This window comes from Rhizomonospora bruguierae (genome assembly GCF_018397995.1).
In the GTDB taxonomy this organism is placed as follows: Bacteria; Actinomycetota; Actinomycetes; order Mycobacteriales; family Micromonosporaceae; genus Rhizomonospora; species Rhizomonospora bruguierae.
In genome coordinates this window covers 24278-38156 of the sequence record NZ_BBQH01000030.1, presented here as the reverse complement: position 1 = coordinate 38156, position 13879 = coordinate 24278, and the positions used below count along the sequence as shown (strand labels likewise).

Below are 13879 nucleotides of genomic sequence, written 5' to 3'. Positions count from 1 at the left end.
GGACGGCGCTAGAGGTTGCCGCGTCGCTCCTGCTCCCGCTCGATCGCCTCGAACAGGGCCTTGAAGTTGCCCTTGCCGAAGCCGAGCGAGCCGTGCCGCTCGATCAGCTCGAAGAAGACGGTCGGGCGGTCCTGCACCGGCCTGGTGAAGATCTGGAGCAGATAGCCGTCCTCGTCCCGGTCCACCAGGATGGCCCGCTTCTTCAGCTCCTCGATCGGGACCCGCACCGGCCCGATCCGGGCGCGCAGTTCGGGGTCGTCGTAGTACGAGTCCGGGGTGCCGAGGAACTCCACGCCGGCCGCCCGCATCGCGTCGACGCTGGCCAGGATGTCGTTGGTGGCCACGGCGATGTGCTGGGCGCCCGGCCCGCCGTAGAACTCCAGGTACTCGTCGATCTGCGACCTGCGCTTGCCGGCCGCCGGCTCGTTCAGCGGGAACTTGACCTTGCGGGTGCCGTCCGCGACCACCTTCGACATCAGCGCGGAGTAGTCCGTGGCGATGTCGTCGCCGACGAACTCGGCCATGTTGGTGAAGCCCATGACCCGCCGGTAGAACTCGACCCACTCGTCCATCCGGCCCAGTTCCACGTTGCCGACGATGTGGTCGACCGCCTGGAAGAACCGCTTGGGCTGGGTGCCGGCCGCGATCGCCGCGGAGCGGTCGACGATCGGGTCGCGGGCGACGAAGCCGGGTAGGAACGGGCCGTAGTACCGGGACCGGTCGACCAGTGTGTGCCGCGTCTCGCCGTAGGTGGCGATGCACGCGTACCGGACGGTGCCGTGCTCGTCGGTCACGTCGTACGGCTCGGCCAGCGAGGTGGCGCCCTGCTTGACCGCGTACGCGTGCGCCGCGTCCACGTCCGGCACCTCCAGCGCGATGTCGAGGACGCCGTCGCCGTGCCGGGCGTGGTGCTCGGCCCCCGGCGTGCCGGCGCGGACGCTGCCACGGAGCACGAACCGCGCGGAGCCGGAGACCAGCACGTACTCGGCGTAGTCCCGGTGGCCCTGCTCCGGGCCCCGGTACGCCAGGCAGGTCATGCCGAACGCGGTGGAGTAGTAGTGCGCGGCCTGGCGGGCGTTGCCCACCACGAACAGGACGTGGTCCACGCCGCGGACCGGGAACGGGTCGGCCCCGGACGCGGTGCTCGCCACGTCGGGCCGGTCGATGGCCTGGGTCATTGCCGCTCATCCCCCTTCGACACAAGCTCAGCGCTGAGCTATGCCGAGAGAATCGGGCACCGGGTCAGACTAGGCAACAGTGCCAGTGTTCCGTGGCCAGATTGCACAATCTGGCAGGCGGTACGGCAGAATCTCTGGTCACTATGACTACCGTCGACGACCTGGACGCTAGGCTGCTCCGGTTGCTGTCCGAGCACCCCCGGGTCGGCGTGCTGGACCTGGCCCGCCGGCTCGGGGTCGCCCGCGGCACGGTGCAGGCGCGGCTGGACAAGCTGGTCGGCCGGGGCGTCGTGCGCGGGTTCGGCCCGGACGTCGACCCGGGCGCGCTCGGCTTCACGGTCACCGCGTTCGTCACCCTGGAGATCCGCCAGAGCCGCGGGCACGACCCGGCGGCGGTGCACCTGGCCCGGATCCCCGAGGTGCTGGAGGCGTACACGATCACCGGCTCGGCGGACCTGCTCTGCCGGATCGTCGCCCGCTCCAACGCCGACCTCCAGCGGGTCATCGACGAGGTGGTCGCGTACGACGGGGTGGTCCGCGCCGCCACGATCATCGCGCTGGCCGAGCAGATCCCGTACCGGACCCTGCCGCTGGTCGAGGAGGCGGCGCGGCGCGGCGACCCGCCGCCCGGTCCGCGCTCGGCGTGAGAGCCGCCGGGGTGTTCCGGCAAGATCGCCACATAGCGGCCGATACGTGATCGACACGGGCGGATCAGGCTCGCCCCATCCCGGCGCCCACGCCGCTACGGTCCCCGCATGGCCAAGGGGAGGGCCGGTGGTTCTGGCTGGCTGGTCGCCGGCGTCATCGTGCTGACCGTGCTCGTCGCCACCGGTACCTGGAACCCCTTTCCCGCCCTCTGGTCGCTGGTAAACCGCGACGGCCCGATCGCCGCCCCGGCCGCGGCCTGGCAGGTGCGCCTGGGTGGGCCGCCGAAGACCGTCACGATCGCCGGATCGGCCGTGGTCGTGGAGCACCGGACCGCCGTCGAGGCCCGGTCGCTGACCGACGGGCGCCAGCTGTGGCAGCGCGACGCGGACTGGTCCGCGGTCGCCGGCGAGGGCACCGGCTCGGTCGCGGCCGTCGGCAAGCTGCTGGTCAAGGGGTACGAGCTGCTCGACCCGACCACCGGCACCGTCCTGCGCAAGGACACCCGGGCCAGCGCCGTCTGGACCTACCGCGACGCGCTGCTCGACGTGTACTGCGAGGGGGCCGAGGACTGCACGCTGCGCGCCTGGGAGCCGCGCGGCGCGACGCCGCTGTGGAGCGTCGAACTGCCCGGCATCGGCTTCGTGCTGTTCGCCGACAACCCCGGACTGCTCGGCAGCCGGGCGGTCGGCTCGCCACGCGTCGACGACGGCGCCGGCGGCCCGGTCCCGATGCCGCAGCTGCTCGGCTTCCCCATCAACGGCAGCGCGTACGTCGTGGACACCGCGTCGGGCCGGGTGCTGCCGCAGATCAAGCCGGAGCGCAACGAGCGGATCGCGGTGGTCGGGCGGGTGCTGCGGATCACCGCCACCTCCGCCGCCGGCAACTGCTACTACACCGCCCGCGCCGTCGATGCCGCCAACGGCGTCGAGGTGTGGCAGCGGGACGGGTACAACTTCAAGACCGCCGCCGCCGGGTGCGCCCAGCGCGAAGGGCCCGTGGGGGCCGGAAGCGCGCTGTCGGTGCTCGCCGCGAACGGGCGCGAGGCCACGATGGACGCCTACGACGGGCGGCTCATGTGGTCCGGCGGCCCCGGCGAGGAGGTGCTCGCCCTCGACGACGCGGCGGTGCTGGTGCGCTCGCCGGACAAGCGGACGGTCTCCGGGTACGCGCACGGGCGGTCCCAGCCGCTGTGGAGCCGCACGGTCAAGAACCGGGTGGAGGCGGCCCTCACCCCGTACGCGGCGATCCTCACCGACCGGGACCCGGACCGGATCGTCGCGCTGGACCGGCGCGGCGGCGGCGAACTGTTCGCCGTCAAGAGCTCGGGGAAGATCCGGGCAGTGGGCCCGACCGGGGTGATCGTCAGCGACTCGCGGCAGCTCGCGTTCCTCGCCTTCGGGGGCGTCGTGTCGTCGACCCCGCCGACCGGCACGCCGCTGCCCCAGCCGTTCAGCCCGCCGGCCGGCACCACACCCGGTCTGGACCCCGAAAAGAAGGAGGGCGGCGTGGCATAGGCTTTTCCGTCATGAGCGCCGCCGAGTTCTCCTACGCACCCCTGCTGCCCACCGGACCGGACTCCACCGAGTACCGCCTGGTCACCGACGACGGGGTGGACGTGGAGCGGGGGCCCGGCGGGCGCAGCTTCCTGACCGTCTCCGCCGAGGCCCTGACCCTGCTGACCGCCGAGGCGATGCACGACATCGCGCACTACCTGCGCCCGGCGCACCTGGCCCAGTTGCGGTCGATCATCGACGACCCGGCGGCCTCCCCGAACGACCGGTTCGTGGCCCTGGACCTGCTGCGCAACGCGAACATCGCGGCCGGCGGGGTGCTGCCGATGTGCCAGGACACCGGCACCGCCATCGTGCTGGGCAAGCGGGGCCGGCACGTGCTCACCGACGGCCGCGACGAGGAGGCCATCGCCCGCGGCGTCTACCAGGCGTACACCCGGCTCAACCTGCGGTACTCGCAGCTCGCCCCGCTGACCATGTGGGAGGAGCGCAACACCGGCACGAACCTGCCGGCCCAGATCGAGTTGTACGCCGAGGACCCCGGCCAGCCGGACGCGTACAAGTTCCTGTTCATGGCCAAGGGCGGCGGCTCGGCCAACAAGTCCTACCTGTACCAGGAGACCAAGGCGCTGCTGAACCCGAAGCGGATGATGGGGTTCCTGGAGGAGAAGCTGCGCCTGATCGGCACCGCCGCCTGCCCGCCGTACCACCTGGCGATCGTGATCGGCGGTACGTCGGCCGAGCACGCGCTGAAGACCGCCAAGCTGGCCAGCGCCAAGTACCTGGACGGGCTGCCCACCGCCGGCTCGATGCTGGCGCACGGCTTCCGGGACCTGGACCTGGAGGCCGAGGTGCTGGAACTGACCCGGCAGTTCGGCATCGGCGCCCAGTTCGGCGGCCGGTACTTCTGCCACGACGTGCGGGTGGTCCGGCTGCCCCGGCACGGTGCCTCCTGCCCGGTCGCGATCGCGGTCTCGTGCTCCGCGGACCGGCAGGCCGTGGCGAAGATCACCCCGTCCGGCGTCTGGCTGGAGCGGCTGGAGACCGACCCGGCCCGGTTCCTGCCGGACGTCACCGACGCCCAGCTCGACGCCGAGGACGTGGTCCGGGTGGACCTCAACCGCCCGATGGACGAGATCCGGGCGGAGCTGTCCAAGTACCCGGTGAAGACCCGCCTCGCGCTGACCGGGCCGCTCGTGGTGGCCCGCGACATCGCCCACGCGAAGATCGCCGAGCGGCTGGAAGCGGGCGAGCCGATGCCCCAATACCTGCGCGACCACCCCGTCTACTACGCCGGCCCGGCCAAGACGCCGGACGGGTACGCCTCCGGTTCGTTCGGCCCCACCACGGCCGGGCGGATGGACGCGTACGTGGCCCGGTTCCAGGAGGCCGGCGGCTCGCTGGTCATGCTGGCCAAGGGCAACCGGTCGCGCGGCGTGACCGACGCCTGCCAGCGCTTCGGCGGCTTCTACCTCGGGTCGATCGGCGGGCCGGCGGCCCGGCTGGCCCGCGACTGCATCAAGAAGGTCGAGGTGCTCGAGTACCCCGAACTGGGCATGGAGGCGGTCTGGAAGATCGAGGTGGCGGACTTCCCGGCGTTCATCGTGGTGGACGACAAGGGGAACGACTTCTTCGCCGCGACCAGCCAGCCCGTGCTCACGGTCGGGCGCCGCTAGCCCTGCCGGCCGGTGGGGTAGGTCTTCGGACGGCGGGGATCGGGGCGGCTGGAGGGTCGCCTTGGCCATGCCGGAGCCATGGCGGCGTCGTCCGACACCTCGACGCCGCCCGCCCCGCCGCGTATGCCCTCCCACCGCGCGACGCGACACCGCGTGTCCCGCGGCCGGACGCCGCGCAACCCCGCGACCCGACGCCGCGCGGCCCCCGTTCGGGCCGGCATTGGTGATCATGTCGGGTTGCGGTCTCGTTTCGCTGTCGTCCCGCTCTCGGCGGGGGGTCGCGGATCATGGTCAGGTTGGCTAGATTGCGGCTGACTGGAGGTCACCGGGGGCTGGCATGCGGTTCAGGATCCTGGGTCCGCTGGCCGTGGCCGCCGACACCGGCGGGCCGGACCTCGGGCCGGGTGCGGGCGAGCCGGCCATCACGGCCGCCCGCGACCGCATCGTGCTCGCCGCCCTGCTGCTGCGCCCCAACCGCGTCGTCGACGTGGACCAGCTCGTGGACGCCGTCTGGGGCGACCACCCGCCCGCCACCGCCCGCGGCCAGTTGCAGACCTGCGTGTCCCGGCTGCGCCGCGCGTTCGCCCGGCTCGGCATCCCGGAGGACGCCATCCTCACCGACCCGGTCGGCTACCTGCTGCGGGTCTCCCCGCACGAGCTGGACAGCGAGGTGTTCGCCCGGCTGGTCGGCCAGGCGGGCGAGGCCGCCGCCGCGGCCCGCTGGGACGAGGCGCGGGAACTGCTGCGCTCCGCGCTGGACCTGTGGCGCGGCCCGGCCCTGGCCGGCATGGGTAGCCGACTGATCCGCCAGGGCGCCTCCGCCCTGGACGAGCAGCGCGCCGTCGCCCTCGAGGACTGCGCCGAGGCGGAGCTGAACGCCGGCCGGGAACGCGAGGTCGTCGCCGAGCTGACTGACCTGGTCGAGCGGTACCCGCTGCGGGAGCGGCTGCGGGCGCTGCTCATGATCGCCCTGTACCGGGCCGGCCGGGCGGGTGACGCGCTCGCGGCGTACCGGCAGGCCCGCCAGGCGCTCGCCGGCGAGCTGGGCATCGAGCCCGGGCCGGCGCTCCAGCACCTGCACCAACGCATCCTGCGCGGCGACCGGGCCCTGGCGGCCGGGCTCTCCCCGGGCACCGATCCGCCGCCCCCGCCGCCGCCACGCACCCTGCCCCGCGGCGCCACCGACTTCACCGGCCGGGCCGCCGCCGTCACCCGGCTGCTGGACGCGATCGAGCGCGCCCCGGCCGGTACCCCCGTCGTGCGGGTGATCGACGGCATGCCCGGCAGCGGCAAAACCACCCTCGCCGTGCACCTGGGCCACCTGCTCGCCGGCCGGTACCCGGACGGCCAGCTCTTCGTCGACCTGCACGGGCACAGCGAGCGGGACCCGATGGACCCCGGCACCGCCCTGACCACCCTGCTGCGCCAGCTCGGCGTGCCCGGCGACCGGGTACCCGCCGACGTGGACGAGCGCGCCGCCCTCTGGCGCGCCGAGCTGTCCACCCGGCGCCTGCTCGTGGTGCTGGACAACGCCGGCAGCAGCGCGCAGGTCGCGCCGCTGCTGCCCGCCGCGCCCGGGGTGCTGGTGCTGGTCACCAGCCGCCGCCGGCTGCTCGGCCTGGACGGCGTGCAGCCGGAGCCGCTGCCGGCGCTGTCCGCCGGCGAGGCGGTCCGGCTGCTGGCCACCGTCGCCGGGGAGGGCCGGGTCCGGGCCGAGCCGGCGGCCGCCGCCGAGGTCGTCCGGCGCTGCGGGTACCTGCCGCTGGCGATCCGCCTCGCCGGCGCCCGGCTCGCCCACCGCCCCCGCTGGCGGATCGCCGACCTGGCCGACCGGCTCGCCCGCGACCGCGCCGTGCTGCCCGAACTGGCCGCCGAGCACCGCACCGTCGCCAGCGCCTTCCACCTGTCGTACGCCCAGCTCACCCCGGCGGCGCAGCGGATGTTCCGGCTGCTCGGCCTGCACCCGGGCGAGGACTTCGACTCGTACGCCGTCGCCGCGCTGACCGGGCTGTCCCACAGCGAGGCCGAGGACCTGGTCGACGAGCTCGCCGACGGCCACCTCGTGGAGGAGCCGGTCGCCGGCCGGTTCCGCCTGCACGATCTGGTGCGCGAGTACGCCAGGCAACTGGTCGCCGCGACCGACGGCGAGCCGGATCGCCGGCTGGCCGCCGCCGGCCTGCTCGACTTCTACCTCGACACCGCGAACGTGGCCCGCCGCGAGATCGAGAACACCGGCCAGCGCGGCGTCGAGACCGGCCCGCCGAGCCGCCCCGACCTGGTGAAGGCGGCGGCCACCTCGGGCCGCGAGTGGCTCGCCGCCGAGCGGCGCAACCTGATCGCCGCCGTGCGCTGCGCCGCGGAGTGGAACCTGCTGGAGCACGTCTGGCGGCTCGCCCGGGCGGTGTGGCGCTCGCTGTACGTCTCGGGCCACATCGACGAACTGGTCGAAACCCAGCGCCGGGCGGTCGCCGCCGCCGAGGCACTTGGCGACGAGCAGGCGCTGGCCGTCTGCCTCAACTACCTCGCCTCCGGCTACTTCCGGCTCAGCCGCCCCCAGGACAGCATCGACTGCCTGCACCGCACCCTCGACCTGTGGCGCAGGCTGCGCAGCACCGAGTGGGAGGCCCGGGTCCACAAGAACCTCGCGGTCGCCTACACCGCCGGCGAGCGGTACCCGGAGGCGATCGAGCACGCCCAGGAGGCCCAGCGGCTGTGGCGGCGCGACCCGGTGCCGGCGCACCTGACCGCGATGCCGAACAGCCTCATCGAACTGGCCCGCCTCTCGATCCTCACCGGCCGGTACGCGGACGGGCTGGAGTACGCCCGGCGGATCATGCTCATCACCCGCCAGCGCGGCGACTCGTTCACCCGCGCCGAGTCCCTGGAGCACGCCGGCGCGGCCCGCAGCCGGCTCGGCGACCACCGCCCCGCCATCGCCCTGCTCACCGCCGCCCTGGCCATGAAGCGCCAGCACGGCATGCGGTACGGCGAGGGCGACACCCTCAACGAACTCGGCCGCGCCCACCGCGCCGCCGGTGATCCGGGGGCCGCCCTGCGCTACCACCACCAGGCCCTGGTCGCCACCCGTGGCAGCACCGACAGCGCGGGGGAGTGCGCGAGCCTCAACCACCTCGGCGCCGTCCTGGCCGACCTGGGCGACCCGGCGGCCGCGCTCGCCCGGCACCGCGAGGCACTGGACCGCGCCGCCCGGGCCGGCCACCGCACCCAGATCGCCCTCGCCCTGGCCGGTATCGCCCACTGCACGGCCAGCGCCGACCCCGAGCACGCCCGCAACTACTACCTGCGCGCGGTCGAACTGCTCACCGAACTCGGCCTCCCGGAACGGGACGCGGTCGGGCGCGCCCTCGCCGACCTCCCGGCCGGGCCGGCCTGAGCCTGCCGGGTTATCCGCGCACGGCCGCAGTGGCGGCGTCGGGGGCGGAGGCGGGGCGGGAAGGGCACGATGGGGTGGTGAGCGACGAATACCGCGTGGAACGCGACACGATGGGCGAGGTGCGGGTGCCGGCGGAGGCGCTGTGGCGGGCGCAGACGCAGCGGGCGGTGGAGAACTTCCCGGTTTCCGGGCGGGGGTTGGAGCCGGCGCACATCGCCGCACTGGCACGGATCAAGGGGGCGGCGGCGCGGGTCAACGCGGAGCTGGGGGTGCTCGACGGCGACCTGGCCGCGGCGATCGCCGCGGCGGCGGCGCGCGTGGCGGACGGCGGGTACGACGACCAGTTCCCGGTGGACGTGTTCCAGACCGGCTCCGGCACGTCCTCGAACATGAACGCGAACGAGGTGATCGCCACCCTGGCCGGGCGCGAGCTGGGGCGGCCGGTCCACCCGAACGACCACGTGAACGCGTCGCAGTCGTCCAACGATGTGTTCCCCTCGTCGATCCACCTGGCGGCCACCGCGGCCGTGACCGGGGACCTGCTGCCGGCGCTGGACCACCTCGCCGGGGCGCTGGAGGCCAAGGCGGAGCGGTGGCGGACCGTGGTCAAGGCGGGCCGCACGCACCTGATGGACGCCACGCCGGTCACGCTGGGGCAGGAGTTCTCCGGGTACGCCGCGCAGGTGCGGTACGGGGTCGAACGGTTCGGGGCCGTGCTGCCCCGGCTGGCGGAGTTGCCGCTCGGCGGAACCGCCGTCGGTACCGGGGTGAACACCCCGCCCGGCTTCGCGCCCCGGGTGATCGAGAAGCTGCGGGCGGCGACCGGGCTGCCGCTGACCGAGGCGCGCAACCACTTCGAGGCGCAGGGCGCGCAGGACGCGCTGGTCGAGGCGTCCGGGCAGGCGCGGGTGGTGGCGGTCGGGCTGTACAAGATCGCCAACGACATCCGCTGGATGGGCTCCGGACCCCGGGCGGGGCTGCGCGAGGTGCGCCTGCCGGACCTCCAGCCCGGATCGTCGATCATGCCGGGGAAGGTCAACCCGGTGGTCTGCGAGGCGGTGCGCCAGGTGTGCGCGCAGGTGATCGGCAACGACGCGGCGGTCGGGTTCGCCGGGTCGCAGGGCGACTTCGAGCTGACCGTGATGCTGCCGGTGATGGCCCGCAACCTGCTGGAGTCGATCCGGCTGCTGGCGGCGGCGGCCCGGCTGCTGGCGGACCGGTGCGTGGCCGGCATGGCGGCCAACGAGGACGTGTGCCGGGAGTACGCGGAGGGCTCGCCGTCGATCGTCACGCCACTGAACCGGTACCTCGGGTACGACGAGGCGGCCGCGGTCGCCAAGGAGGCGCTGGCCAGCAACCGGACCATCCGGGCGGTGGTGCTGGACCGCGGCCACGTGCCGGGCAAACTCACCGCCGAGCAGCTCGACGAGGCCCTGGACGTGCTCCGGATGACGCGCCCGGCTTAGCTGCCCGTTTCGCGGCCCGACCGACCCTTCCGCAACGGGCGCTAGCCGGTCGGGCGGGCGAAGGCGAGCAGCCGGTGCCAGGCGTCGGTGCAGGCGTCGCGGTACTGGGCGCACGCACGGTCGAAGAACGAGTGCGGCGCCCCCTCGTACACGTGGGTCTCGACGCTCACCCCCGCCGTTCGCACCCGGCCGGCGAGGGCGAGGAACGTCTCCGGCGGGGTGTGGTCGGCGCCGGCCAGCAGCATGAGCAGCGGTCGGCGTACCCGGTCGGCGACCTCCTCCAGCAGCGCCGCGCGCCCGTAGAGGCCGGCGCTGCCGTCGATGCCCAGGTCGGTGCTGGCCAGGCGCCAGGAGTGGCCGCCACCGAAGCAGAAGCCGACCGTGCTGACCCGCTCGACGCCCGATTCGCGCAGCCGGTCCACGCACGCGGCCGCGTCCGCGTGGACGTGCTCCGGGGTGAGCTGGGCGACGGCGGGCCGGTAGTCGAACAAGTCGTCCCGCCGCCGGGCGCCGTCGGTGCGGCCGAAGAAATCCATCGCCACCGCCTGGACGCCGGCCTCGGCGAACCGGTCCGCCAGCGCCAGGTAGTACGGGTGCAGTCCGCGGATGTCGGGCAGGATCACCACGCCCGCGCCGGTGGGCCGCTCCGGCACCGCGTCGTACGCGGCGAACCGGTTGCCGTCCGCGGCGGTGAGCACCGGCTCCTCCCGGGAGGCGACGGCGCCGTGGCCGGGCGGTGCGGGCGGCAGGGCGTCGGTGTCGTGGCACATGACGGTCTCCTTCGTGCGGGAAGGGTCAACGCAGCACCCGGGCGAGGGTCTCGGCGGCGGCTACGACGGCCGGGCCGGCCTCGGACGGGTCCAGTTCGGCGAGGGCGACCACGCCGACGCTCGCCTCCAGCCCCTCGATACCCGCGACGGGGGCGGCCACCCCGTACGCGCCGGGCTGGAGTTGCCCGGCGGACACCGTCCAGCCGGTCTCGCCGCGGCGGCCGGCGAGGATGGCCTGGCCGGCGGCGCCGCGCTCGATCGGGTGGCGGGAGCCGGTGCGGTAGGCGACGTGGAAGGCGGTCCAGCTCGGCTCGACGACGGCGAGCGCGACCGCCTCGGCGCCGTCGGCCACGGTCAGGTGGGCGGTGGCGCCGACCCGCTCGGCGAGCCGGCGCAGCTGCGGCAGCGCGGCGTCGGCCAGCAGCGGCTGGACCCGCCGGGCCAGGCTCAGCAGGCCCACGCCCAGGCGCAGCCGCCCGGCGTCGTCCCGGCGTACCAGGCCGTGCGCGACGAGGGCGCCGACCAGGCGGTACACGACCGCGCGTCCGACGCCGAGGCGGGCGGCGGCCGCGGTCACGGTCAGCCCGTCCGGCGTTTCGGCGACCAGGCGCAGCAGGCGCAGGCCACGGTCCAGGGTCTGCGCCGTCTCGGCTACCCGGTCCGGCTCGGTCACAGTCGGACAGGGTACGGCGGTTACCCTGGGAAGGTGACGCTGAGGCTGTACGACACCGCGACCCGCTCGGTGCGGGACTTCGTCCCGCGTGTGCCCGGTCAGGTCGGTGTCTACCTGTGTGGCCTCACCGTCCAGGCCCCGCCGCACATCGGCCACCTTCGTTCCGGCGTGAACTACGACGTGCTGCGCCGCTGGCTGGTGCGCTCGGGGTACGCGGTGCGCTTCGTCCGCAACATCACCGACGTCGACGACAAGGTGCTGGCGAAGGCGGTCGAGAGCGGGCGGCCGTTCTGGTCGATCGCGTACGCGAACGAGCGCATCCTCGCCGCCGTGTACGAGGCGCTGAACGTGCTGCCGCCGACGTACGAGCCGCGGGCGACCGGGCACATCCCGGAGATGCACGAGTTGATCGGGCAGCTCATCGCGGCCGGGCACGCGTACCCGGCCGCGGACGGCTCCGGCGACGTGTACTTCGACGTGACGTCGTATCCGGAGTACGGCGCCCTGTCGGGTCAGCGCGCCGAGATGCTGGCCCCCGGGGAGGACCCGGAGCGGGCCAAGCGCGACCCGCGCGACTTCGCGCTGTGGAAGGGCGCCAAGCCCGAGGAGCCCGAGGACGCCGAGTGGCCGTCCCCGTGGGGCCGGGGCCGGCCGGGCTGGCACATCGAGTGCTCCGCGATGGCCCGGCGGTACCTGGGCGCCGAGTTCGACATCCACGGCGGCGGGCTGGACCTCGTGTTCCCGCACCACGAGAACGAGATCGCCCAGTCCCGCGCCGCCGGGCTGCCGTTCGCCCGGTACTGGGTGCACCACGGCCTGCTCAACCTCGGCGAGGCGAAGATGAGCAAGTCGCTGGGGAACGTCATCGACATGCCGGCGGTGGCCGCGAAGGGGGTCCGCCCGGTCGAGCTGCGCTACTACCTGGCGGCGCCGCACTACCGGTCCCGCATCGACTACTCGGACGAGGCGCTGCACGAGGCCGCCGTGGCGTACCGGCGGGTGGAGGGCTTCGTCCAGCGGGCCGCGGAGCGGGTGGGTGCGCTCGCCCCCGGCGAGTTGCCGCCCGGCTTCGTCGAGGCGATGGACGACGACCTGAACACCTCGGCCGCCCTCGCGTACCTGCACGAGGCGGTCCGAAAGGGCAACACGGCGCTGAACGCCGCCGACGACGCGGGCGTCGGTGGGGCGCTGGGCGCGGTCCGGGCGATGCTGGGCCTCCTCGGGCTGGACCCGCTGGACGAGGCGTGGCGGGGCGACGGCGCCGGCGGCGACCTGTACGCCACCGTCGATTCGCTGGTGCGGCTGGCGCTGGAGCAGCGGGCGCAGGCCCGCGCACGCAAGGACTGGGCGGCCGCGGACGCGGTGCGCGACCAACTCAAATATGCGGGCATCGTGGTCGAGGACACGCCGCACGGACCGAGGTGGACGATCGATGGCCGGTAACTCCCAGCGCCGGGGTCGGCGCGCCACGCCCAGGAAGGGCGCGACGATCGGTTCGGGCGGGAAGAACCGCGCCGGGCTGAAGGGCAAGGGGCGGACCCTGCCCGCGGACGAGCGCCCCTGGCACAAGGGGTACTCGGGCACCGAGCCGCTGCCCGAGCGCACCGCCTGGAAGCAGGAGAAGGAGCGCCGGGCCGCGGCGGCCGAGGGCCGCGCGCCGAAGATCGGCAAGCCGGGCACCCGGGACACCACCTCGAAGCGCGCCGGCACCGGTGGCGGCCGGCCGGCGCCGGCCCGCAGCGGGCCGCGCGTCTCACCCGGGCGCCGGGCCGCGCCGGCCAAGGACGCGCCGGAGCTGCTCGTCGGGCGCAACCCGGTGCTGGAGAGCCTCCGCGCGAACGTGCCGGCCACGGCGCTGTACGTGGCGCAGGGCATCGATTTGGACGACCGGGTGGCGGAGAGCGTGCGGACCGCCGCCGACCGGGGCATCGCGATCCTCGAGGTGACCCGCGCCGAACTGGACCGGATGACCGGCGGGGTGCTGCACCAGGGCATCGGGTTGCAGGTCCCGCCGTTCGCGTACGAGCCGTTCGAGGACCTGCTGGCGGCGGCCGGCGAGCAGGCCGCACCGCTGCTGGTGGCGCTGGACGGGGTGACCGACCCGCGGAACCTGGGCGCCGTCATCCGTTCGGCGGCCGCGTTCGGCGCGCACGGCGTGTTCGTGCCGGAGCGCCGCGCGGCCGGCATCACCGCCACCGCCTGGCGCACCAGCGCCGGCGCCGCGGCCCGGCTGCCGGTTGCCCAGGTGACGAACCTGACCCGGTCCCTCAAGGCGTGCCAGCAGGCGGGCTTCGTGGTGGTGGGCCTGGACGCCGACGGCGAGACCGACCTGTACGACCTGGAGGTCGCGGTCGGCCCGGTCGTGGTCGTGGTCGGCTCGGAGGGCCGGGGCCTGTCCCGGCTCGTCGGCAGCACCTGCGACCTGCGCGTGTCCATCCCGATGGCGGCGGAGGTGGAGTCGCTGAACGCGAGCGTCGCCGCCGCGGTCACGCTCGCCGAGATCACCCGCCGCCGGGCCGCCGCCGGTTGGCCCGCACCGGCCGCCTGACCCACCCGCCAAGCC

10 protein-coding genes are annotated in these 13879 nt (G+C 74.5%); 7 read left to right on the top strand and 3 right to left on the bottom strand.

All coding sequences use genetic code 11. The features are described from left to right. Positions 1-8: 8 nt before the first annotated feature. Complete coding sequence (gene hppD, locus KJS59_RS16960) at positions 9-1178, bottom strand: 4-hydroxyphenylpyruvate dioxygenase (protein ID WP_213453875.1); 1170 nt, start codon at positions 1176-1178, stop codon at positions 9-11. Between the two features lie 143 nt (positions 1179-1321). Between hppD and KJS59_RS16955 the strand changes: the two genes are divergently transcribed. The 5 genes from KJS59_RS16955 (at position 1322) to KJS59_RS16935 (ending at position 9873) form a co-directional block, all read left to right on the top strand. Continuing rightward, positions 1322-1825, top strand: coding sequence for an Lrp/AsnC family transcriptional regulator (locus KJS59_RS16955; protein WP_213453874.1), 504 nt, complete (start codon positions 1322-1324; stop codon positions 1823-1825). Between the two features lie 108 nt (positions 1826-1933). After that, a complete protein-coding gene (locus KJS59_RS16950) occupies positions 1934-3340 on the top strand; it encodes an outer membrane protein assembly factor BamB family protein (protein WP_249714319.1) in 1407 nt (468 codons plus the stop codon). Positions 3341-3351: 11 nt separating this feature from the next. Next, positions 3352-5013 (top strand): fumarate hydratase, encoded by a 1662-nt coding sequence (locus tag KJS59_RS16945; protein WP_213453873.1) that lies wholly within the window; start codon positions 3352-3354, stop codon positions 5011-5013. A 337-nt stretch (positions 5014-5350) separates the two neighbouring features. Next, entirely contained in the window at positions 5351-8407 is a 3057-nt protein-coding gene (locus tag KJS59_RS16940; RefSeq protein ID WP_213453872.1) for an AfsR/SARP family transcriptional regulator, read from the top strand. 77 nt (positions 8408-8484) lie between these two features. Next, entirely contained in the window at positions 8485-9873 is a 1389-nt protein-coding gene (locus KJS59_RS16935; protein WP_376771193.1) for a class II fumarate hydratase, read from the top strand. A gap of 41 nt (positions 9874-9914) precedes the next feature. On the opposite strand, the gene KJS59_RS16930 is transcribed toward KJS59_RS16935, so the two are convergent. Further along, a complete protein-coding gene (locus KJS59_RS16930; protein ID WP_213453870.1) occupies positions 9915-10643 on the bottom strand; it encodes a dienelactone hydrolase family protein in 729 nt (242 codons plus the stop codon). 25 nt (positions 10644-10668) lie between these two features. Continuing rightward, complete coding sequence (locus KJS59_RS16925) at positions 10669-11316, bottom strand: IclR family transcriptional regulator (protein ID WP_213453869.1); 648 nt, start codon at positions 11314-11316, stop codon at positions 10669-10671. Between the two features lie 33 nt (positions 11317-11349). Between KJS59_RS16925 and cysS the strand changes: the two genes are divergently transcribed. Then, a complete protein-coding gene (gene cysS, locus KJS59_RS16920; RefSeq protein WP_213453868.1) occupies positions 11350-12759 on the top strand; it encodes a cysteine--tRNA ligase in 1410 nt (469 codons plus the stop codon). Then, positions 12749-13864 (top strand): 23S rRNA (guanosine(2251)-2'-O)-methyltransferase RlmB, encoded by a 1116-nt coding sequence (gene rlmB / locus KJS59_RS16915; RefSeq protein WP_213453867.1) that lies wholly within the window; start codon positions 12749-12751, stop codon positions 13862-13864. The genes cysS and rlmB overlap by 11 nt, the downstream gene beginning before the upstream one ends. The last annotated feature ends 15 nt before the right edge of the window (positions 13865-13879 follow it).